The following is a 22,471-nucleotide window of genomic DNA, read 5'->3' on the forward strand; positions in this document are numbered from 1 at the left end:
AAAAATTTGTCGTAAATTATTGTATATTTAGCCCAAAAATCGCTAGAAAGCAGATGAATTCGATGTAGCCCCGCCCGGGGCAGCCGATCGCCCATCTGTGACATCAGCAGTTTAACGTACAAGAACAGTGCAAGTGGTAACAGTCGATCGTTGCTATTACCGCAGGATGAGCCGATATGGATACAGCAAATCTCTCGCAGTGCCCGGAAGTTACAGTGAAGTGTTTCTTGCTTTCAAGGTTCCAAAGCGCGATCGGCCAGCAGGGGACACTAGGGGAAATTCCGTTAAATCTCATAGGTTGCACCATTCTCAAGAACGGGCAAGATGCCCGTTCCACAAGAGATGAATTTTCTCGCTTCACAGGCATCCTGCCCGCCCATAAAAAGCTTATTGAGAATGGTGCAATATTTCCGTTAAATCGGAGTAAAGATAGCGCGCGGGTGCTGTACGTGTCTGCGATCGCCCTGAAATTGGCTAAAACTTGGCAGCAGACACCGCAGACAATCGCGGCACAGTTGGCCGAAACTCTCCAACCGCTGTGCTACCCAGATTTCGCCGTTAAAGTCGCGCCGGCGGGAATTATTGAGCTGGAATTGACTGATGCAGGTTTAGCCGTCTGGTTGCAGCGTTTAGCTCAAACAAACCTCCCAGTTCCAGAATCTCGAATATTATCTCCTGTTGTGTCAGCCGATCGGCTGTTTCCCATTCAGTACAGCCACGCGCGCTGCTGTTCCTTGCTGCGAATGGCCCACCGCGAGCGCATAATTTCGATCGCGCAGCCGGATGTCGCTACAGCGCCACCAATTTGGTCGCTGGCGAGTCCAAATCCTATTCCTTGGATTGACGAGGGCGATCGACTGCGGTTAGTGCATCCAGCAGAACGCCGTTTAATATCCCAACTCTTAACAGTGCTAGACAATTTATATCCTAATTTTGAGGTGACAAACCGCGAACAACCTGTCAATTATTTCAAATTAGCCAATAGTTTGAGCGAAGCATTTCAGATTTTTTACAGCCAGTGCCGAATTTGGGGAGAAGTTAAAATAGAACAGCCCAAACTCGCCCAAGCTCGATTGGGTTTAATATTAGCAACTCAATCTTTGCTGCGATTTATCCTAGAAAATTTGTTTAACGCTATTGCTCCTTTAGAACTTTGAATTAGTCAGTATAAAAAAGTAATAACGAACATAAAATAAAGGATTTTACTGTATTTGGCGCTGTTTTCGACAAGTTTTATTTTTGAAATCGCATTGATAAATGAGTTATTTTTGCCAGCTTAAACAAATGTCCAACAAATAGCGATAACCCGTTACTCTTTGACAGAGAAATAGCAGCAGCACGATGCAGTTTAAAACATTGTGAATTTTCCGCCAGCGGTGCGATCGAGCATGATAAATTTCCGCTGCAATTGCCCGCGAAAAAACCCTCAAAAGCGTCCCATCGATGTTGTAATAAAAATGAGCAACCAGCCATTCATCATCCCTGCGAAAAATCCCGTCTTGAAATCCCAATAAAATGCCTGCATCTAGTTTTAAGGCGTTGCAGGCGAGAGTTGATCTTGTTCAATTTTTGCGATCGGCAGCGTTACTGTAAATGTACTGCCGACGCCTTCTTCACTGATTAAAGTAATTTCGCCACCGTGCAAGTCAACGCATTTTTTAACAATGCTCAGCCCCAGTCCAGTACCGGGAATGCGACCGACATTTTTAGCCCGATAAAACGAATCAAACAGCCGTTCTTGGTCTGCAACAGGTATGCCAATTCCTGCATCCTGGATCGAAAAGATAGCCTCAGTTTCAGTAAGTTTGAATTCAAAAATTACTTCGGTATTTGGAGGAGAATACTTAATAGCATTTGACAGCAAATTGCCCAGAATGCGCCGGAGCAAGCTTACCTCCAAACACGCGATCGCCGATTGACTGTGATTCACAAAAATCAGCGTCACCGGATCGGTTTGAGGTTTCAACTTCAGGCTGTTCTGAAATTCCACTACCAACTCATTACAAAACTTTGCTAAGTCTAGCGGTACCAAGCAAAACCCGGCTTGTCCTGACTCAACACGGCCGAGCAGCAGAACATCGTCTAATAACTGATCGATACCTTTGGCGGCTGCTTGAGTTTTGTCTAACAGTTCTTGTGTTTTCTCCTCTGTTAATGTCAACTTGTACTTGGTAAGAAGTTGTGTAGTGCCGATGATGAAATTCAAAGGATTGCGAACATCATGGGCAATCATGTACAGCAAAGATGTTTTCATCTCGTTGAGTTCTTGGGCTGTTTGCAGAGTGCGATCGAGTTGGTCGTGAGACAATTTGAGAGTTAAAGACAACTGGCGCGATCGCAGCAAAATCTCCACCCGCGCTTGCAATTCTATTTTCTCGATCGGAGCGATAATCAAATCGTCAATACTTTGCCAAATAAATTGCGTTGCCATCCCTACATCCGCTCGGGATGTAATCAAAAGGAAAGGCAAGCATACCGGGTGTTCTGCCTGTTTTTGGGCGGCAACCCATTGCCAGTGGCGTTTCAGCGAAATACCGTCAATTATCGCCAGGTCAAAGGATTGATTAAATGGTAAAAACTCCTCACTATTTTCTGTTGAGTGTGGCAGCAATACCTCATAGTAAACAGCTAGCCATTCTAATAACAGGCGGCGATTTTCTTTCTGTTCGACAAGTAATAAAATTTGACTCACGCAAGTTCTCCTAGCAAGCTGTGAACAATTCCCAGCAAATCTCTAACGATCAAAGGTTTTACTAACATATTCCGAGCACCGTGGCAGAGGCTTTCGTGCTGAATGGCAGCGCTTTGTTTGGGCGAGAGTATCAGAAAAGGGATTTGGTGATTTCGCAGGTGTTCGCAGCAGTCCCAAATCCGGCGGTCGAAACCAGAAATATCTACTAAAGCCATTCCGATCCTAGCAGGCTGACTGATAGCTTGTACAACCTCTTCAAAACTATAAGCTGCGATCATCTGGTATCCTTCTTTGTTGAGAAATTGTGCTAATAGTTCCAAGTTTCGGTGATTGCGGTCAACCGCTAAAATTATTGAGTTTTCAGTCATCTATCAGCTTCCTTTCAATACGGCTTCTACTATTTTAGATTTTAGATTAAAGAATTGAAGAATAGGGAATGACTGATTGTATATGGGTTTGGATCGTGCATAAAGTTGGAGTTTTTTTATCTGGTATTAGCTTACTTTTCGGCGAGGGATTACATCGGTTTTCAGTTGAGTGAAATACAGTAGGGGTAAAGGACACGACCGCGTGTCCTTTGACCCTACTGTATTTCATAGAATTGAAAACTACACTACGATAAAAGTCGAAAAATACACAAATTTACCAATATATTTAAGTTTTCCAGGACAGAGGCTAGTGGTGAGGTGCGCGGTGCGCACCCTACTAATTTGATTCACGACTGCAAAATTAGCTCCAATTGCCCAAAAACAGCACTACAAGCCCCGATTCAATCTTCATCCGGTTCATCCTCAATCCACACCGGCGCCGAACTCAAAATGCCGCGCAGCCCCCGTATCGGTTTGCTGACTTTGATGCCGTAGCGAGTAATCTCGAGTTCTCGCAAAGTTCTCTCGAAATTGCTGACTCGTTTTTTAATTACTCCGATCGCCTTGCGGATTTCTGTCCTATTATGCAGTTGGCGTTCCAGATAACGTATAAACAGAAGATTATCCGCCAAATAGCTAATCCCGATCTCGGTCAGCCGAAAATCTCCGCTAAGAGCTTCTACCTCATTAATCAAGATAACGGTGACTCCCATATTCTTGAGATACTTGCACAAAGCGTGCAAATTGTTCACCAAATCTTGCCCCTGCATCGAAAGCTTATAGCCAGAAATACTGTCAATCATCACAATCCGCGTCTTTTCCTCCTCCACCTCGTGGCGTACCATACAGGCAAACTGATCCGGCGAGTACAGCAAAGGTTCCACAGGTATCACCGAAAGACTTCCTTGCCCCATCATCGCCGCAACAGGGATGTTAACTGATTCGCAGCGCTGCAGCAGAGTAGAACTTGACTCCTCAAAAATGTAAACTACAGATCGCTCCCCCCTTCCTGCGGCTTCCTTCATAAACTGAATCCCCACCGTCGTTTTACCCACGCCGCTAGGCCCGCTAATCACCGTCACAGTCCCCCGTTCCACTCCCCCGTGCAGTAGTTCGTCGATTTCTGGAACCCCAGCAGAAATCGCTTCAGCAACAAAATCCTGTTGAAAGTTGTCCGGAAGCAGTCGCGGAAATACCTCCATACCAGCCTCAGTCAGGCGCAGCGAATGGCGGCCGCTGCGGAAGTTGGAGCCTCGCAGCTTGGTGACAGTCAGGGTGCGTCCTTCAGGGCGCAGTTCTAAATAAATTACTCCGTCGCTGATGAATTGCAAATCGTCATCGGGAGCACTTGAAGTGCCTTCTGACGTGAACACCACCGTCGCCCCCCCTTCCACCAAAAACCGCAGAAAAGACAAAACTTGCTTGCGAAACTGAAACTCATCCGCAGCTAAGTAGCGAAATTGAGTGATGGCGTCCAAAAACACCCGTTGTGGCTTGACAGCTTGGACTCGCTCGATAATCTTTTGTGTAGTCGGTTCTCGCTCCACCTCCGAGGGCGAGAAAATATCATAAGTCTGAACTTCTGTAAAAAATTCTGAGGATGGGCTCAAATCGAGGAACGCCATCGCTTCAATATCAAAACCGAGAGTTTCGGCATTGGCGCGCAATTGCGCTTCCGGTTCTCCTAAAGTAATAAACAGGGGCGTTTCTCCCAGAGCCACACCTGCTGCCAAAAAGTGAAAGCCCAGTGTAGTCTTGCCAGTACCCGGGCCGCCGCGCACCAGATAAGAGCGTTGAGGAATCAGGCCGCCGCCAATCACTTCGTTGAGACCGGTAATTCCCAGAGAAAGTCGGTTTTGAGACATTTGTTTTTTCATGTTTTGAATATCGGGCCCGTATTAATATTTAATGGTTTTACGCAGTGTTTTGATGATTTTTTTTACCGGGCGTCTGATAACCTTCATGAAATCTTTTTCTACCGAAAATTACGTTAGCACACAAGAATTAGAAAGTATTGTCGGCACTGCTGGAATCTGTATGCCGCAGTACACAGAGGTATTTTGGCAAGAACGGATAGAAAAAGCAGTTGCCCCGGGCACGAAAATAGATTGTACCGTTTACCCGAATACTCAGGAAGAACTGGCGGCTGTGATTGCTTGGGCTGGGCAAAATCGCTGTGCAGTCTTGCCTTGCGGCAGTGGCAGCAAACTTGATTGGGGCGGTTTAGTTAAGGGAGTTAATATTGCTGTCAGCACTTCGCGCCTCAATCGGCTTGTAGAACACGCTGTGGGCGATTTAACAGTGACTGCGGAAGCGGGGATGAAGTTTGCCGATTTGCAGCAAATTTTAGCCGCAGCAGGTCAATTTTTGCCGATCGATCCGGCGTATCCGCAACAGGCAACTTTGGGCGGAATTATCGCTACTGCTGATGCGGGTTCCTTGCGGCATCGCTATCGCGGGGTTCGCGATTTGCTGTTGGGAATAACCTTTGTGCGATCGGACGGTAAAATTGCCGTAGCCGGAGGTCGAGTTGTTAAAAATGTCGCCGGTTACGACTTGATGAAACTGTTTACTGGTGCTTACGGCACATTGGGTATCATCAGTCAAGTAACTTTCCGAGTTTATCCGCTGCCTGAATCCTCGGGAACCGTAGTGCTGACAGGGCAAACTAATGCTTTGTCCCAAACCGCTCAAATCTTATTATCCTCTGCTTTGACACCAAGTGCGATCGATTTGCTGTCACCTGAATTAGTCGCAAAATTAGGCTTAGGAAAGGGTTCGGGATTAATCGTCAGATTTCAAAGTATCGCAGAAAGTGTTAAACAACAATCAGCCCGCTTGCTGGAAGTTGGCGAAAAGTTGGGTTTGCAAGGCAGTAGCTGCTGCGACAATGATGAGCATCAGTTATGGCAAAGATTGCCAGAAACAATGTGGAATTCTGGCACAAAGTCGGCAATTATTTGCAAAATAGGAATCAGACCGTCGGAAGCTGTAACGGCCATTAACGAATTGCCGGTACAGGACGCTTGGATTCATGCAGGCAGCGGTTTGGGGGTTTTGCGGTTTGAGAATGCGACGGCCCAAACGCTGTTGCAGGTACGCAGAGGGTGCGAAGCGAAAGGCGGTTTTCTGACTGTTTTAGCAGCGCCGACCGACATCAAGCAACAGTTAGATGTTTGGGGCTATACTGGAAGTGCGATCGATTTAATGCGCCGGATTAAACAGCAGTTTGACCCGGAAAATATTTTGAGTCCCCATCGTTTTATAAGTGGTATTTAGTTTAAACTTTGTAGTCCGGAGTTCTGTTTTTATTGCATCCCGGTCTAATTCACTTGTGAACCAGATTTGTTTTTTAACGAACCGCTTTCGTCGCTTTAGCGAAGCGGCGCGTTAGCGCTAGACTGCAAAGGAAGAGAAAAGAAGAGAAGTTTTTCTTGGCACGTTTAGGAGGTTCTTAATTGCACTTTATCCATGCGGTCGATTGCTTTTGACTTCTCTCCTAGATAACTAAATTTTTTTCTTCTTCCTCCTTCCTCCTTCCTTCTTCCTTCTTCCCTCTTCCTTCTTCCATATATGCAAACTTCAGAAAAATCTCCCGTTCCCAGCGACGAGTTAAAACCCGCCAAAGAAAGCAATTTTTTAGCACAAAATCCCCACTTACAAACCCTCGAAATACCGGGTTTCGACCCCAAGAATCCGCCCGACCCGAAATTAATCGATACTTGCGTACACTGCGGTTTTTGCTTATCAACTTGTCCGAGTTATCGGGTACTCGGCAAAGAAATGGATTCCCCCAGAGGTCGCATTTATTTAATGGATGCAATCAACGAAGGCGACGCACCATTAAATGAAGCAACCTCGCAGCATTTCGATACTTGTTTGGGCTGTTTAGCCTGCGTTACAGCTTGTCCGTCTGGAGTTCAATACGACAAGTTAATTTCCGCAACTCGCCACCAAGTTACTAGAAATCAGGAACGCACTTTTTCAGATAATGTAATTCGCACTCTGATTTTTAATCTCTTCCCTTATCCTCACAGATTGCGGCCTTTGCTTGTACCGCTGTTTATTTATCAAAAATTAGGACTGCCAAAACTTGTCCGCAAAACAGGTTTGCTGAAAAAAGTATTTCCCCGCTTGGCCGCGATGGAATCAATTTTGCCGAAAGTTACTGTTGATTCTTTCCGGGATAATTTGCCAGAGGTAATTCCGGCACAAGGCGAAAAACGCTATCGAGTCGGCGTGATTTTAGGCTGCGTGCAGCGGCTGTTATTTTCGCCAGTTAATGAAGCTACGGTGCGAGTTTTGACGGCTAACGGTTGCGAGGTTGTAATTCCGAAAAGTCAGGGATGCTGTGCTGCTTTGCCGGAACACCAAGGGCAAGCGGAACAGGCGAAATCTTTGGCGAGACAAATGATTGATAGCTTTGAAAATACTGGCGTTGATTTTGTTATTATCAACGCTGCTGGGTGCGGCCACACTTTGAAAGAATACGGTCACATTTTAGCAGATGACCCGCAATATCGGGAGAAAGCTGAAAAATTTGCTGCTAATGTGAAGGACGTGCAAGAGTTTTTAGCAAGTGCGGGAATTACGGCAAAACTCAATCCTTTGATTGACGGAGATTTGACAATTGTGTATCAGGATGCTTGTCATTTGTTGCACGGGCAAAAGATTAGTTTGCAGCCGCGTCAGTTGCTGCAACAAATTCCGGGGGTGAAGTTAAAAGAGCCTGTGGATGCGGCTTTGTGCTGTGGGAGTGCGGGGGTTTACAATATGCTTCAGCCGGAGGTTGCTGATGAATTGGGAGTGCAAAAGGTGGAGAATTTGCTGAATACTGGGGCGGAGTTGATTGCTTCTTCTAATCCGGGTTGTTCTTTGCAAATTAAGAAGCATTTGGAGTTGCAGGGAAAGGAAGTTACTTTGATGCACCCAATTGAGCTTTTGGATTATTCGATTCGCGGGGTTAAGTTGCTGAGGAAGTAGTTTTGTAGGGCGGGCGGTGTCCGCCCTATTTTCGATGCTGAGTGAGATGTTTTTTAATGAACCGCAGAAATTCACAGGCGGGACGCCTGTTCCACACAGGGGGCAGAAGAATGAGAAAGAGGAATAGGTTATTGTATTGACAAAGTACGCGCGGCGTAGCTATCCCGCAGGGAATCGCACTTCTGACATTTCCCACAAGCTAAAATTAAATTTAACAGTCCCTAACCCCGGACAACAGTTATGGTAACTCAACTCAAGTCTCCTCAAAAACCTGATGTAATTTACCCCGACAGCGACGGCCAACCAATGTCAGACAATACTAAACAATTTCGCTGGATACTCATCATCCAACAAAATTTAGCGTGGCTTTTTGCCGATGACCCAAATGTATTTGTCGCGGGCGATTTGCTGTGGTATCCCGTCGAAGGAGATAACAAGATTCGCGTCGGCCCGGATGTGATGGTAGTCTTCGGCAGACCGAAAGGAGATAGGGGTTCTTACAAACAGTGGGAAGAAGAAAATATCGCGCCGCAAGTAGTGTTTGAAATTCTTTCTCCCGGCAACAGGCTAACAGAAATGAATAAAAAACAGGTATTCTACGATCGCCACGGGGTAGAGGAATATTACCTGTACGACCCGGAACGCAACGATTTCAGCGGTTGGATTCGTTCACAGGGGCGTTTGGACGTAATTGATGCGATCGAAAATTGGGTCAGCCCCCGACTGGGAATTCGCTTTGATTTGTCGGGTGAAGAGTTGCAAATTTATCGCCCTGACGGCGAACCGTTTACAAGTTATGAGGAGGTTTCTCGCAGCTTGGAACAAGCCGAACAGCGGGCAGAACAAGAACGGCTGCGGGCAGAACAAGCCGAACAGCGGGCTGCTGTACTGGCAGAAAGACTGCGATCTATGGGAATTGACCCGGAACAACTGTAAACTAGACTGGGGAAAAGAGCGATCGGGCTACATTAAGTAAGGTGCGGACTGCGCACCCTCATAATTAATATCAAACCCCGTTAATTTCACATTATATTTGTAAGGACGCGGCAATGCCGTGTCCCTACACGTAGGTTATTTTTCCCCCTCTTCTAACCTCAAAAAATGCACCTGTCCTGAAGCTTCCGCCGCCACAATTGTCACTCCATCCGGTGCAATAGCACAAGCTTTCAACGCACTATCTCCCCTGAAACTAGCAACTACTTTTCGACTTAACAAATCCCAAACTTTGAGAGTATTGTCATCCGAAACTGAAATCGCCCTATTTCCCACAGTCGCTACAGATGTTATCGAATCTTCATGACCTACCAAAGTAAAAATTTCTTTTCTACTTGACAAATCCCAAACTTTAAGATTCTTTTCTCGCCCGCCCGAAATCGCCCATTTGCCATCGGTTGTAACTGCCACAGCATTCACAAAACTCTCATGACCTTTGAGGGTGAAAAGTAGATGTTTGACGGCTAAATTCCAGACATTTGCCAAAATATTATTTTCTTTCCCCAAACTCCAAACTTTCAGAGTTTTGTCGCCGGAAGCCGAAATAATCCGCTTGCTGTCAGGAGTAACTGCCACAGCTTTTATCCCGTCCTCATGACCTGATAAAGTAAAAAGTTCCTCTCCTGTGTCTAAACTCCAAACTTTAATAGTTGTGTCTCCAGAACCGGAAATCGCCATCGTTCCGTCTGCCGTCACTGCCACAGAATTTACCCAGTCCGTATGACCAGTGAAAGTAAAGATTTCGTGTCCGGTTTCTAGATTCCAAACTTTCACAGTTTTGTCGCCGGAACCCGAAATTACTCGCTTGCTATCCGCTGTTATGGCGATCGCTTTTACCCAATCTTTATGACCGGGAATAGTAAAAATTTCCTGTCCGTCTTTGAGGTCCCAGACTTTAATGCTGTTGTCTCCTGAACCGGAAATCGCTTTCGTACCGTCCGCCGTCACTGCTACAGCATTTACCCAGTCATGGTGACCTGCAAATGATAAATTTTCTTTTCCTATCTCTAAGTGCCAAACTTTGAGATTTTTGTCAGAGGAACCAGAAACTATCCGCTGGCCGTCGGGGGTAACAGCCACAGCATTCACTGGGGCGATGTGATTGGTAAAAGTGAAAAGTTCTTCTTTTGTTTCCAGATTCCAAACTTTGAGCGTTTTGTCGCCGGAAGCTGAAATTACTCGTTTGCCGTCGGGAGTGACTGCCACAGCTTGAACGAAACTGGCGTGTTTTCCTAAAGTGAAAAGTTGCTTTCTTTCTGACAAACTCCAGACTTGAACAGTTCCGTCATAACTGCCGGAAATTATTTGTTCGCCGTCGGGAGTAACTGCTACACTTTTTACCCAATCTGCATGACCGGTGAGAGTAAAAAGTTCTTTTCCCGTTTCTAGGTTCCAGACTTTTATGCTGTTGTCTCCAGACCCAGAAATCAACCGTTTGCTATCAGGAGTTACTGCTACGGACTGGACAAAACTGCTGTGACCTTTGAAGTTAAAAATTACGTCCCTGGTTGTCAAATTCCAAACTTTTATGCTGCCGTCCCAAGAACCAGAAATTACTCGCTTGCCGTCGGGAGTTACTGCTACTGCTTCTACCGCAAAAGTATCGCCTGCAAAGGTAAATATTTCTTGTCCAGTTTCTAAATCCCAAATTTTAATAGTATTGTCCCAAGAACCGGAAATTACTTTAGTGCCATCGGGCGTGACAGCTACAGCATTGACGTAGGTAAGATGACCTTCGAGGGTTGAAAGTTCTTCGCCTGTTTCTAAGTGCCAAATTTTGAGAGTGTGGTCGGAGGAGGCAGAAATTGCCCGCTTGCCGTCGGGGGTGATTGCTACAGCTTGTACCCAATCTGTATGTCCGGTGAGGGTGCGCAGCAATCTCCCGCCGGGAGGAGTAAAGCTTGGCGTTAGCGGTCGCAGCCAGGGGCTTTTTTGGTGTTTTGCTTGTGCTAGCAGTGCTTGAATTTCTGGACTTTCAAAGCGCATCAAGCGGGCAATTAGTTGCGTGGCTAGTTGGGTTTTGTCTTTGGCTAGAATGTGGGCAGACAGACGAATTGCTTCTTGGATTAATTGGAGTTGGTCGCCTTTTTGGTCTGAGGTAATTATATCGGGACTTGTTGCTAAATCGTAATCTTCTATTAGCGCCTGTACTCCGGATGCTGACAGCTTGGCTTCAATAAAATTGTAATCTGTTAGTAAGCTGTATAATTTCTCGGAGTCTGAAGTCGCTGCTAGCTGACTTGGCAAGATTCCTAAATAGTGTCTCTGTTCTGCAGGCTGCATTTTATCCAGCCCTTGTGTAAACTCGCTCATGAATTTGTGGATGTCTTTTTTAAATGTATGCGATCGCTAGCTGCACCCTGCTGGAAACCCGATCGAGAATCTTTTCTCTTGACTTAGCATGACATATTTGAATGCTATGTGCTAGGGTCTGCTGTCCTTGGTTTGGTTATGGTTCGATGAATTGCTGGTTTTTGAGTCTGAGTCTGCTTTGAGAATTTTCAAGGAGTGCGATTATAATCAATCGCTGCCAATATAATTCAACTCAGCAACGCCCAATTAACCGATCGATCGACAAAAGCTGACATATATCGTTGTCTTTCTTTACATAGCCGGTCTTTGGGCGATGATTGTCGATCGATAAACAAACTCAAGCTAAAAATTTTCAGGTATCGCAATCCTATTTGATGTGGGAACAAGGCTTTTTTAAAGAAACACGATTCTGGATGCTCTAATTTTCTGTCAATGGGGCCGCATCAGCGAGGCAGATGTCACCCTGGTTGGGATTCGTACCTCAACCATATCTGCAATCTGCTTCGCCAAAGCTCTCAGAAAGCTTTGCAGGCGCGCCCCCTTCCTCTAAAATATAGAATAGAACTTGCACTGTTAAACCGGGTTTCTCAACAAAATCATTGGTTTGACCGCTAGGTAGGTAGGAAGAAACCGGGTTTCTGACTCCATAGCGCGCAAGTGGCGATCGCAAATAAGGCAGTATTGACTTTAGAGACAAATTTCATGGATGTTATCGAGTTTTTCGAGTTAAGTGCAGGCAAATGGTTTTCCCAGCGCACCGTACACAATCTCAATTCTGGGAAATTGCAGGCAGGTAAATCCGACCTCAAAATAGAAATACTGACAGCTAGCGATGCAGCAGTCGTCAAACTTTGCCAAGCACACTCCATTAACCCGGCCTCAACTGGGCTAACCAGCGTTCGGATTACTTGGGACGGTATTTCCGATCGCGACAAAGCTAAACAAATCGGTTCTACCATACTAGCGATCGTACCAAATCCCGACAATCCCAGCGAAGGCAAAGTGTTGCAAGACAAGGGTAACAGCCGCTACGTGATGGGCGACGACGTGCTGACATTGATTACAGAATCAGACACTCTCCATGCCGAAGAAAGGCTGTGGTATCTAATGCCCAATTTGCGGCTGCGGACTAGCGTTGTTAAGCAAGCTAACGGTACCGAACAAGCCTCTTTTTGTTCGGAAATTCGGATGGGAGGAAGTGCCCAAAATGAAAAGTGACAAATAACTATCTAGTTCCCAAAGTTTACACTCTATTTCTGCTTTCTCCCTTCTTTCTTCGGCCTTCTCTGGCAATCGCTTTTAACTTGGTATGAAAATCAGTGTGTTTGACAACTGGGAATGATTTTGCCACAGGTTTGTCCGCTAATTTGTGTTCAGCTTCGGCTCGATCGGCGAGGGCGGTAACAGCCACATCTTCATATACTACAAATTCTGTATTTTCTTTTGTGCGATCGTCGGCTGCGGGCAATTTTCCTGTTTCCTCGCCATCTGTGTTCGGGACTTCTGCATGAAGCGCCACGTCAAGTTGCGCCTCTGACGGCCCGCGAAAATCTAACTCTGCGGCACTAAATTCCGATTCCGGGTTCGATAAAAGTATATCTTCCTGTGGCATTTGAGCAGCACTTTCCCCGGTTAAACTTTGAGGAAAATTATTGCAGACCAAGCGTTCAAACTCGCGATTGAAATGATAGAGAGGTTGACCGATCCGATGCCACATACTCAATAGCTGTCCCACAGAAACAGCCTTGTAGCGCCCTTGATAAAGCGCTTCAACCACTGCTAAACGCAGCCAATAGCCGGGATACTTGGTCAGCCATTCACCCGCCAATTTCTCGGCTTTTTTGCCACCTAGGTCAAAACCGTAGTGAACCAGCAGAGCCGCTGCTTGTGCAGATATTGCGGTCACTTCTGTCATGGGAACTTGGGAATTTGGATTTTGAAGGAAGAAGGAAGTTCGGCAACGCGCAGTGAATCGGGAGTTAACTGATTTAACGGATGGATGTTGAGCGAAAAAGTTCGGCAACGGATGTAACGGATGTAACGAATGTAACGAATAGTAAGGAAGAATTCCCAATTATCCATTACCAATTACCCATTATCCATTATCCATTACCAATTACCCATTACCGATTACCCAATTGAATTAATCGGATAAACGCACGCCTCCTTCTACAGTTCGCGCGTCCCCGGAAAAAGGTTGGGGAGTCCCATTCCAGTTGAAGTCGCTAATTCTAAAAGTCAGGCTGCCGACTTGACGCTCAGGATTAAAACGCAAAATAATTGCGTAGCTGCGACGGCTGTATTCTACAGTGTAATTCGTACTGATTGCTTCCCCGCTTTCTAAATTAATAGCACTTTGAAATCCGACTCGAAACCCTCCGTAAACTTGCTGGACAAGTCCAAAAGACAGGACTCTCAAATCTACTAAGCGATCGAATAAAAACGGCGAGATACCGTCGCGCCCCACCTGGGTATAAGTCACGTTAAACCCAGTGTAATCGAGGAAAGGGCGGGAGAAATGACCGAACTGCCCTTGAATGCCGACACTGCCGGCGAGGGAATTTTGTCGATCGCCGCTGCTGTAATAAGTGCCAACTCCCCGGAGTCCCAGGGCTAGTTGCAAGAAAGGAACAACTGGCGTCCGCGTATACCTCAAACCCTGGGTGGGAGTGCGGGGCAGCGGTTCGCCCTCCCACAGGTTGAAGCCGCGACTCAAGGCAAAGCTGAGTTGGGAACGGCCCAAATCGACGCGGTTGTTTTCCCGCACTGGTTCGAGCAAGTCTGCTCGATCGGTGTCAGCATTGATAAATTGATACCCGGCTTGGTAGCTGAGATTGATGCCAGTGCCTCCGAGTTGGATGACTGGGGAAGTGAGGACTGCCCCGAGGCTGCTCTGCACGGTTTGATAGCCCAGAGAACCGTTAAACAGCCGATCGCGGTAACTATATTCTGCTGCCAGAGAGTGAGTGCCGATCAACTGCCGCAGGCGCAAATTGCCCCGAAAGCTGTCTTCCGGCAAATTCGGGAAATTTTCAAAACTCAAAAATATTGCCGATCCGTCCAGGCTGGTGCGCGGGCCGAGACTAGCGCGCAACCTCGCTTTCAGCCCGTAGCTGTCGGGAGAAAACGGATTACCGCCGTTCTCTGCCACGAGCCGCTGCAGGTAAATTTGGGGCGTCAGGGTCAGCCGCACCGGCCCGTTTTGCAACACCTCCAAACCGCACTCGGCATACAAACCGCCTCTGTCCCCCCCGTCGTAACCAAAAGTCAAACACGGGCCGTTTTGCTGCCGGCTGTCAAACACTTGCCTGCGGGGATACACGGGTATTTTCACGCGGTTGTCGAACACCAAGCGGGGTTGAGTTGTGACCAATTCCTCAGCCGTGGGCGAAATCCTTCTAATCGTCGCCCTCCGGGCCCTGTATTCAAATTCCGGCGGGGAAAACGGGTCGTTAGTAATCCGAATGTTCGTTGCTACCCTCGCGCCGTCTGGCAGCAGTTCGATGCGTTCTGCTTCAAAGCGGACGCGGTTGACGGCGCCGACCACTTGGGGGGCTGCTAACTGTCCGCCGCCGCCGATAGTCACTGTAGCAGCGCCGGGGGATTTGACTCCGCGCACGGGCTGCTGGCTGGTAATTCGATCGCTCAGCGGCTGTTCCAGAATCGTCCCAGCACTGATATCTGTCGGCAGTGTGGGGGTCAATTCGCTACCTGCTGCGGGCAGGAATATTTCGCCGCTGGCTTGTTCGACTGCGCCGCTGTTGAGGCCGAGATTGAACTCCATCTGCTGCCCGCGTACTACTTGTTGGCCGCGGGTATAGGCGACATTGCCGGATGCTACCACTTGGCGGGTGACTAAGTTGACGATCGCCCGATCGGCATCAATCACAGTTTGCCGGAACCGCACAACGACATTACCAACTGCCGTGACAATTTGCTGCTTGTCGTCGAATTCTTGGCGGTCGGCCTTAATTTCAATAGTATCGGCCGGACTCACCGGAAACGGCACCGTCCGCTGAGAAGGCGCAGTGCGGACTCCCGGCGCCGCTGGTTTAGGTCGCGGCTGCGGCCGAGGCGGCGGTACGGGCGTCGTTCCCGGAGTTGGAATGTCGAACTGCTGTTGCCCGCTGGGTGCTGGTTCTGGCGCGGGTTCTGGAACGGGAATTTCAGCAGGTTCGGGAGAGTTATCTTCTAACTGCCGGCCTTGGGCCTGATACCAACTTTCCTGCTTTCCGACAAGATTCCTCTCCTGTTGTTTCTGTGCCTCTGCGGTTCGTTTCCTATTGCGAATGGCAATGGCATTTTCTACCGAACCCAATTGGTAAGCAGTAAACGAGGAATCTTTCGGAGTTTCCGCAGTTTTGGGTTCTCCCACAGGAAACCGACGCTGAAATCCCACCACTGCCTCGCCGCGTTCCACTTCCGCTAGGGGGTCGGCGATTTCTGGAGGCCGGTCGGTGGCTGGGGTAGTGCCGAGGAGTGTGGCTGCGGGTGCTGCTGGGGCCGGTGTGGGTTCTGGCTGAACGATATCTGGGCTTGGTTCCGGTATTTCTGCGGGGTTGCTGCGGGTGTCTCCATCGCCGATCGCCACAGTGAGGGCGACTTTTTTTGGCTTTGCGATGTAGATGATGGCAGAGGGTTCTGGCGGCGGTACCGGATAGGGCATAGTTACAACAGGTAAGTCATCCGATTTTAGATTTTAGATTTTAGATTTTATAGGGTGCAAATTATTGAAAATTTTTGCATCTAAAAGGCAACTGTTTAGACATTAATCTGACATCTAAAATTTGCAGTGGCTTTGGCGCGCCGGAATATGGCTGCTTTCAGAACTTGCTTCCGCCACAAGATAACCTCGCTGCTGGTGCGAGGTCAAGTTTTTTTCGACTAATTTTTGCGGGTTTGCGGGCTTGCTAGGGGGCTGCGGTGGCGTGCCCCCCAGCAAGCGGCAGAGATAACTTGTTTATTCCATGTCTCTGCGGTTGGGGTTCCGGGCTGGGTCATTGGACAAAAATCCAAAGATGAACAGGGAAACAAAAAATAAAACAACTACATTAACTACGATTTTGAGGGTTAGCACTGTGGGAGTCTCCAAAGATGGCATAATACTGAGCTGATTTGCTGCTGTTGCGGCAACTTTTTTATCATAAGCTAAAGATTAGTCAATTTTCTCTTTGCTTTTGAGGATTTTTGGCAAGTTGATTTTTGCCCAATTCCAGAGTTGCTCCGCAATGTTTTCTAGTCGCAGCATGACTCGATCGAGCCATTCGAGCACTTGTTCTAGCGGGTGCTTAATGTATCCCATCGATTCTGCTTTTGTTTCTAAGTATTCGCCCTCGGGTTGGACGCCTGCGCTCTGATTTTTTGGTTCGGCTGCGGCGGGGGTTGCGGGGGTGTATCTGCTGGTTTGCGCGGTGATTGCTGCTGGGGATTGGCTGTTTTGTCGGGTGTTCGGGTTGGTGTTTTTTGGCACTTGGGTTTCCGGCGCGCGCCCTGGGGTTGATTCTGCTGCGAGTGCAGAGCTATTTTTTTGAGTAACTGCTAAATCAGATAAATCAGATGCTGTTTGGGGTTGACTTTTTGGGCTTTTTGCCAGCAAGCTCTGTTTTAGCTGCCCTAGCAGGCGGTGAAGTGCTTCGGGGTAAGGGGATATTGAGACTGCGGTTGATCGACCTTCTGGCAATTCTCCTTCTTCTGCAATTTCCTGCTTGACTTTTGGGATAGCTTGTGCTACCAGACTTTGAGCTGCTGCCTCGGGTTCGGAACTGCCCTCGATTAAATGCTGCGGTGCTGCTTCCCCGAATAAGTCTTGCCAGTTCAGCCACGGCCGATCGACCTCTGGGCTTTTTTGCGTGTTTTCTTGTTCTTGTCGCTGTTTCAAAGAATACTGAATAGCAACTGCTTTTTCCGTATTATCACTTGCTGCTGTTTCTTTGCCGAGGAGGTGGTCTACTGACGACCAAATAATTCCTTCGATGTTTCGAGCGTATTTTTCGAGGATTTCGCGGGCGGACAAATCTAAATTGGCGTCTGTGCCGGATGTATTAATTTTTACTCCGGGGGCTTCTGTGGGTGCGGCGATTGTTTTTGCCGCTGGCGGTAGGGTTAATTCTTCGAGGTTGACGGCGGCGCGATCGAGTAATGTAACAAAGGAGAGAGGAGTAGGGGGTCGATCGAACTTGCTGTTAAAATTAGTTTCTAGTTTTGGGGTATTGTAGTCGATCGAATTCGATGCCGCAATTGACTGCTGTGCGGTTTTTGCTTCGATCTGCGCGCGGGCTGTTTGGACTAGGATTGTATTGCGGTCGATCGATTTTTTAACTGCGAGGATTGATTCTCCAAACTGATTTCTTTTCAAAGCAACCGGGCTCGTCTGAAGCCATGCCATCAATTCCCAAAAACGACGCATCGGCGGCAACTGCGCTTTTTTGGCCGCTGACTCCAAACCGAGATTAAATTTTAATTCTTTTTGGGTAATTTCCCGCCGTTCGGGCCCAGTGTTGGCAATTTCCCAAGTTATGCGACCTTCGAGCATTTCCTGCTGTTCGGGTGTCAAAATATCTAATATCTGATTTTCTTTTCCGACCAATACTAAAGTGCGGGCTGGGATAAAACTGGCAATTCCCTCAACTTTCGGTTGCGGTTTTAATTCAGTTTTAGCAAGCGGGTGTTCTAAGACGGAAGTGGTTTGATGCTTTGCGATTTGTCCGCTCAAATTGATTGCCGGATGTAAATCGTTAGCAGTATTTCCCTGATTAATTAACAGCGGGAAGCTGGCTAAAGTTTTCGCAGTTTGCGACGAGTTTAGCAAATTTTCGGCTAGGTGCAAAATTTCGGCGATCGAACTTTCCTCGGAAGTTTCCCCCTGATACCAATTTTGTTGCAAATCGGGGTTTTCGTCGCCGCTAAATTCTTGCAGTTCCGGTAAATCTACTTTTTGGCTTGATTCCCGCAACTGTCGGCCCAGCATTCGGGAACTTTGCACCAGCAAATAAGCTGGATAAAGCAGAATTTGGGTGGCGGTGAGAGTTGCTTCTTTAATTTGACGCCAAGTTCGATCGCAATTGTCGGCAACTTGGCGGGACTGTTTCGATATAAAATTTAATAGTCGGCTTTGGTAGGGGCCGTAGTAACCGTTGGACATAAGTTTTATTATTGAATTCAGATTTTTGATTCGCGCCGGAATTGCTGAATATTGCTGTAAAATCAAAGCGAGATCTTAATCGCAGCTTCAAACCCTCTGAAACCTTTATTTCTTCGCGTCCTTTGCGTCTTCGCGGTTCAATCCGATCTTTGATTAATACACAATTCCTATTTTAGCGAAATATGAGCGCTTCTGTGTCACCTGCTAGCAACAATATTTCTGCCACTGTCGAGAAGTTGCGCCGCCTCAGCCAAGTGGAGGTTCAGTCTGGCTGGAGGTACTGCGATTCTGACTCGGTTGTCTCTTCGGTAAATATTTGTAACAGCCCTGTTGCCGAACTTAACGGCAAAGGACATATTGCGTGGCCGTCGGGGAAACAAGTTTTGTATTTGGGCCAGCAATTTGTAATTCCTGACAGTTTGCACGGCTATCCTGTGGTTGGTTTGCGGTTGCTGCTGGGTTTGACTTGGTGGGCAGAAGATGCTCAAATTTTTGTCAACGGCGAGTTAGTCGGACAGGGAGATTTATTTGATTTTGCCGATCGAGTTTTGTTGAGTTCGTCGGCCAATCCCGGAGATGAATTTTTAGTTATTTTGCGGTTGGTAAGTCCGGGTCACGATAGCGGTGCTTTAGTGCGATCGATTTGTTTGTACGAAGCTGCTGACTCTTCTTGTTTCGATCCGGGTTTTGTTGCTGCCGAATTAGAGATTTTGCAAAATTCGCTAAGTCGAAATTTAGAAATTGTAAATTCCCAATACCTCTCCACTGAAACAATAGCAAATCGCCCCATGTTTGTCAAGGGGGAAACGCTGAAATCTGAGATTGATTTGGCCCTTGGTTTGATTGATTGGTCGGCGGTGAGCGATCGCGAAAAGTTCGATCGCTCGCTGTCTGTTTTGCGGCACAATTTACTGGGATATCTGCGGGCTTTTTCTGGGGATTTAGATGAGGGAAACGCAGAGGTCGCAGAAACGACAGAGAGAGGAAGAAAAGATGCGGTTGTTGAGGTTGGAGAAAGCGGCAACGCTACATCTATATATATAGGAGAAAGTGTAGCTCTGACATCTTTTTCTGGGGATTTAGATGAGGGAAACGCAGAAGCCGCAGAGGCCGCAGAGGGAGGAAGAAAAGATGAGGTTTTTGAGGTTGGAGAAAATAGCAAAGCTACATCTATATATATAGGAGAAAGTGGCGATCGAACATCTATATATACAGGTAAAATTTATTTGGTCGGTCACGCTCATTTAGACTTAGCTTGGCTGTGGCCTGTCCCGGAAACTTGGGAAGCGGCAAAGCGAACTTTTGAGTCGGTATTGAAATTGCAATCGGAGTTTCCCGATTTGATTTTCTGCCATTCAACTCCGGCGCTTTATGCTTGGATGGAAGAACATCGCCCGGACTTATTTGCAGCGATTAAAAAACAGGTGGCGGCGGGTTGCTGGGAAGTTGTCGGCGGGATGTGGGTAGAACCAGATTTAAACTTGATTTCCGCTGAATCAATGGTGCGGCAAGTTTTTTACGGACAGCGTTATGCAAAAGAAAAATTTGGGGAATTGATGCGGGTGGCTTGGCTACCGGATACTTTCGGTTTTGGGTGGCAATTACCTCAGATTTTGCGGCAAGGCGGAGTTGACTATTTTGTGACGCAAAAGTTGCGTTGGAATGATACAACGGAATTTCCCCACGGTGCGTTTTGGTGGGAAGGGTTGGACGGTACTAAAATTTTTAGTATGATGTCTCCTCCAATTGGTGAAGGCATAGAATCTGTGAAAATGGCAAGTTATGCTTTTGACTGGCAAGTTAAGACTGGTTTGCAAGATGCTCTTTGGTTGCCTGGGGTTGGCGACCACGGCGGCGGGCCCACTCGTGATATGTTGGAGGTGGCGAAACGCTGGAAAATGTCGCCTTTTTTCCCGAGGTTGGAGTTTGCGAAAGCGGTTGATTATTTGTCTTTGATTGAGAGTCAGTTTTTGCCAGAAGTTGCGACAACTAGGCCAGAAAGTGATGTTCCCGAATCGGACAATCAGGAGAATTTGGGGGCGCTAGAATTTTCCAAATTGTCGGCAATGAAGGATGCAAATCCTCCGATCTCACAACTCAAAACTCTTCCCGTTTGGAAAGACGAACTTTATTTAGAATTCCACCGGGGTTGCTACACGACTCGCGCCGACCAAAAACGCCAAAACCGCCGCTGCGAAGAATTGCTCTACCAAGCGGAGTTGCTGTCTTCGCTGGCAACGATTTGTACTGGTGCAGTTTATCCGAAATCAGAATTAGAATCTGCTTGGAAACAAATTTTGTTTAACCAGTTTCACGATATTTTGCCCGGTTCTGCGATCGCCCAAGTTTACGCGGATGCTAATCTAGGATGGGTCGGGGTCGATCGCACTTGTCGCGAAATCCTGCTAAAATCTTTGGATGCAATCTCGGCTCAAATTTCTCTGCCAAATCCTCCGCAGCCCGACGCTCAACCGATTTTGATTTTCAATACTCTCAATTGGTCGCGCTCTGAGGTTGTCGCCGTACCGCTTCCCGATGTGGCTGATTCAGGTTGGCAAATTTACGATTTTTCAGGACAGCCACTGGTGTCGCAGATTGTCAGGGGCGATCGACTCCAATCGCAATCTACACTGTTATTCTGGGCAAATAATCTGCCCGCCGTTGGCTACCGGGTGTTTTGGCTGTGTCGCGAAGACGCTCAAACTGTAGATAATGCCTTCGCAAGTCCAGAAACCGAAAAAAAGACAGAGTTATCAAAACTTACATACGGTATAGCACAGAAAAACACACCTGGTCAAGAAACGCTTTTTGCAGCCGCAGAAATGGTTTTAGAAAATGAATTTATTCGGGCAACAGTAGACGGACAAACCGGGGATTTATCCAGCATTTGGGATAAAGTAAATAACAGAGAAGTCCTGAATGCAGCAGGCGGCAATCAACTGCAAGCATTTCAAGACAGCGGTCAATATTGGGATGCTTGGAATATCGATCCAAATTATGAAAAACATCAACTACCAACGCCGATACTCAAAGATATTTCTTGGGTAGAGCAGGGACAAATACGGCAGAGTTTGCGCGTAGTCCGACAAATTTGCAAATCGGAGTTTTGCCAAGATTATATAGTAGAAATAGGTTCGCCACTGCTGAAAATCAAGACAGTTGCAGATTGGCAAGAAACTCACGTTTTAGTAAAAGCAGCCTTTGGGTTAAATGTAGAAGCAGATTTTGCAACTTGCGAAATTCCCGGCGGTGCGATCGCACGCACAACCAAGCCGCAAACACCCGCCGAAAAAGCCAAATGGGAAGTGCCGATTTTGCGCTGGACTGATATCAGCAATGACGGCTTTGGAGTGAGTTTGCTCAACGATTGCAAATACGGTTGCGACCTTCAACCGAATCGAATTCGGCTGACTTTGCTTCGGGGTTCGACTTGGCCGGATGAACAAGCAGATGTAGGAGTTTCGGAATTTACTTGTGCAGTCTATCCCCATGCTGGAAATTGGCAAGAGGCCGGCACAGTTCGGCGCGGCTACGAGTTGAATTTGCCGCTGCTAGTAAAGGTGTTACCCAAGTTAGAGAAAAATGACCGCAAGACTCTGCCGGCAGTTGGCAAGTTCTTGGATTTGTCCGCCGACAATTTAGTTTTGATGGCTTTCAAACAATCGGAAGACGATTCTAATGTGTGGATTTTGCGGTGTTGCGAATCAGAGGGGAAAGAGACTGTGTTAGAATTCAAGAGTGATTTGGGATTAGAAATTGTAGAGGCAGTAGATTTGTTAGAACGACCTGCCAATTTGTCTGAAAAGTTGCCCGAAGGACGAGGATTTAAGATAGAGCTTTGGAAAATCGCGAGTTTTTCAGTTGTGCGCCAAACAGAGACCTAAAGACTTTATACCGAAATCTGCAAAGATTTCTCAACCTACCTCTTTCGCTCTCATCTATTCTGTTATCATCTCCCCTGTGCGCCCTCTGCGGTTCATG

The 22,471-nt window shown here is 47.2% G+C and carries 16 protein-coding genes; 6 read left to right on the forward strand and 10 right to left on the reverse strand.

Annotated features, from left to right (window positions below; all coding sequences use genetic code 11):
* Nucleotides 1-176 precede the first annotated feature (176 nt).
* On the forward strand, nt 177-1,157 hold the full coding sequence (locus tag QUA13_RS03535) for a DALR anticodon-binding domain-containing protein (protein ID WP_333196662.1): 981 nt from the start codon (nt 177-179) through the stop codon (nt 1,155-1,157).
* Nucleotides 1,158-1,262: 105 nt separating this feature from the next.
* On the opposite strand, the gene QUA13_RS03540 is transcribed toward QUA13_RS03535, so the two are convergent.
* From QUA13_RS03540 to QUA13_RS03555, 4 genes are all read right to left on the reverse strand, one after another.
* Nucleotides 1,263-1,511, reverse strand: coding sequence for a DUF4079 domain-containing protein (locus tag QUA13_RS03540; protein ID WP_333196664.1), 249 nt, complete (start codon nt 1,509-1,511; stop codon nt 1,263-1,265).
* 20 nt (nt 1,512-1,531) lie between these two features.
* The gene (locus QUA13_RS03545) at nt 1,532-2,692 is read right to left on the reverse strand and encodes an ATP-binding protein (protein WP_333196665.1); all 1,161 of its coding nucleotides are present in this window, start codon (nt 2,690-2,692) and stop codon (nt 1,532-1,534) included.
* Complete coding sequence (locus QUA13_RS03550; protein WP_333196667.1) at nt 2,689-3,060, reverse strand: response regulator; 372 nt, start codon at nt 3,058-3,060, stop codon at nt 2,689-2,691. Before QUA13_RS03550 ends, QUA13_RS03545 begins: the two co-directional genes overlap by 4 nt.
* Before the next feature lie 401 nt (nt 3,061-3,461).
* Nucleotides 3,462-4,925, reverse strand: coding sequence for an ATPase domain-containing protein (locus QUA13_RS03555; protein WP_333196669.1), 1,464 nt, complete (start codon nt 4,923-4,925; stop codon nt 3,462-3,464).
* A gap of 97 nt (nt 4,926-5,022) precedes the next feature.
* On the opposite strand from QUA13_RS03555, the gene QUA13_RS03560 reads away from it, so the two are divergent.
* The 3 genes from QUA13_RS03560 to QUA13_RS03570 all read left to right on the forward strand — a co-directional run bounded on the left by QUA13_RS03560 (nt 5,023) and on the right by QUA13_RS03570 (nt 8,979).
* On the forward strand, nt 5,023-6,339 hold the full coding sequence (locus QUA13_RS03560) for an FAD-binding oxidoreductase (protein ID WP_333196670.1): 1,317 nt from the start codon (nt 5,023-5,025) through the stop codon (nt 6,337-6,339).
* 294 nt (nt 6,340-6,633) lie between these two features.
* Nucleotides 6,634-8,043, forward strand: coding sequence for a (Fe-S)-binding protein (locus tag QUA13_RS03565; protein ID WP_333196672.1), 1,410 nt, complete (start codon nt 6,634-6,636; stop codon nt 8,041-8,043).
* A gap of 240 nt (nt 8,044-8,283) precedes the next feature.
* Nucleotides 8,284-8,979, forward strand: coding sequence for a Uma2 family endonuclease (locus tag QUA13_RS03570; protein WP_333196675.1), 696 nt, complete (start codon nt 8,284-8,286; stop codon nt 8,977-8,979).
* 135 nt (nt 8,980-9,114) lie between these two features.
* On the opposite strand, the gene QUA13_RS03575 is transcribed toward QUA13_RS03570, so the two are convergent.
* Entirely contained in the window at nt 9,115-11,361 is a 2,247-nt protein-coding gene (locus QUA13_RS03575) for a beta-propeller domain-containing protein (RefSeq protein ID WP_333196722.1), read from the reverse strand.
* Between the two features lie 690 nt (nt 11,362-12,051).
* Between QUA13_RS03575 and QUA13_RS03580 the strand changes: the two genes are divergently transcribed.
* Nucleotides 12,052-12,567, forward strand: a complete 516-nt coding sequence (locus QUA13_RS03580) for a phycobiliprotein lyase (RefSeq protein ID WP_333196677.1) — start codon at nt 12,052-12,054, stop codon at nt 12,565-12,567.
* Between the two features lie 25 nt (nt 12,568-12,592).
* On the opposite strand, the gene QUA13_RS03585 is transcribed toward QUA13_RS03580, so the two are convergent.
* From QUA13_RS03585 to QUA13_RS03605, 5 genes are all read right to left on the reverse strand, one after another.
* Complete coding sequence (locus QUA13_RS03585) at nt 12,593-13,264, reverse strand: hypothetical protein (protein ID WP_333196680.1); 672 nt, start codon at nt 13,262-13,264, stop codon at nt 12,593-12,595.
* Nucleotides 13,261-13,431 (reverse strand): hypothetical protein, encoded by a 171-nt coding sequence (locus QUA13_RS03590; protein WP_333196682.1) that lies wholly within the window; start codon nt 13,429-13,431, stop codon nt 13,261-13,263. Before QUA13_RS03590 ends, QUA13_RS03585 begins: the two co-directional genes overlap by 4 nt.
* Nucleotides 13,432-13,492: 61 nt before the next feature.
* Nucleotides 13,493-16,015, reverse strand: coding sequence for a DUF3769 domain-containing protein (locus QUA13_RS03595; RefSeq protein WP_333196683.1), 2,523 nt, complete (start codon nt 16,013-16,015; stop codon nt 13,493-13,495).
* A gap of 294 nt (nt 16,016-16,309) precedes the next feature.
* Entirely contained in the window at nt 16,310-16,426 is a 117-nt protein-coding gene (locus tag QUA13_RS03600) for a photosystem II reaction center protein I (RefSeq protein ID WP_039887172.1), read from the reverse strand.
* A gap of 78 nt (nt 16,427-16,504) precedes the next feature.
* Entirely contained in the window at nt 16,505-18,490 is a 1,986-nt protein-coding gene (locus QUA13_RS03605) for a hypothetical protein (protein ID WP_333196684.1), read from the reverse strand.
* A 182-nt stretch (nt 18,491-18,672) separates the two neighbouring features.
* On the opposite strand from QUA13_RS03605, the gene QUA13_RS03610 reads away from it, so the two are divergent.
* The gene (locus QUA13_RS03610; protein ID WP_333196687.1) at nt 18,673-22,374 is read left to right on the forward strand and encodes an alpha-mannosidase; all 3,702 of its coding nucleotides are present in this window, start codon (nt 18,673-18,675) and stop codon (nt 22,372-22,374) included.
* Nucleotides 22,375-22,471: the final 97 nt, after the last annotated feature.

The organism is Microcoleus sp. S28C3 (assembly GCF_036700785.1).
Taxonomy (GTDB): Bacteria; Cyanobacteriota; Cyanobacteriia; order Cyanobacteriales; family Microcoleaceae; genus Microcoleus; species Microcoleus asticus.

Coding starts and splice junctions, on each gene's coding strand:
- QUA13_RS03535 (WP_333196662.1), top strand. CDS start 177: ATGGATACAGCAAATCTCTCGCAGTGCCCGGAAGTTACAGTGAAGTGT.
- QUA13_RS03550 (WP_333196667.1), bottom strand. CDS start 3,060: ATGACTGAAAACTCAATAATTTTAGCGGTTGACCGCAATCACCGAAAC.
- QUA13_RS03555 (WP_333196669.1), bottom strand. CDS start 4,925: ATGTCTCAAAACCGACTTTCTCTGGGAATTACCGGTCTCAACGAAGTG.
- QUA13_RS03560 (WP_333196670.1), top strand. CDS start 5,023: ATGAAATCTTTTTCTACCGAAAATTACGTTAGCACACAAGAATTAGAA.
- QUA13_RS03565 (WP_333196672.1), top strand. CDS start 6,634: ATGCAAACTTCAGAAAAATCTCCCGTTCCCAGCGACGAGTTAAAACCC.
- QUA13_RS03570 (WP_333196675.1), top strand. CDS start 8,284: ATGGTAACTCAACTCAAGTCTCCTCAAAAACCTGATGTAATTTACCCC.
- QUA13_RS03580 (WP_333196677.1), top strand. CDS start 12,052: ATGGATGTTATCGAGTTTTTCGAGTTAAGTGCAGGCAAATGGTTTTCC.
- QUA13_RS03585 (WP_333196680.1), bottom strand. CDS start 13,264: ATGACAGAAGTGACCGCAATATCTGCACAAGCAGCGGCTCTGCTGGTT.
- QUA13_RS03590 (WP_333196682.1), bottom strand. CDS start 13,431: ATGGATAATTGGGAATTCTTCCTTACTATTCGTTACATTCGTTACATC.
- QUA13_RS03595 (WP_333196683.1), bottom strand. CDS start 16,015: ATGCCCTATCCGGTACCGCCGCCAGAACCCTCTGCCATCATCTACATC.
- QUA13_RS03605 (WP_333196684.1), bottom strand. CDS start 18,490: ATGTCCAACGGTTACTACGGCCCCTACCAAAGCCGACTATTAAATTTT.
- QUA13_RS03610 (WP_333196687.1), top strand. CDS start 18,673: ATGAGCGCTTCTGTGTCACCTGCTAGCAACAATATTTCTGCCACTGTC.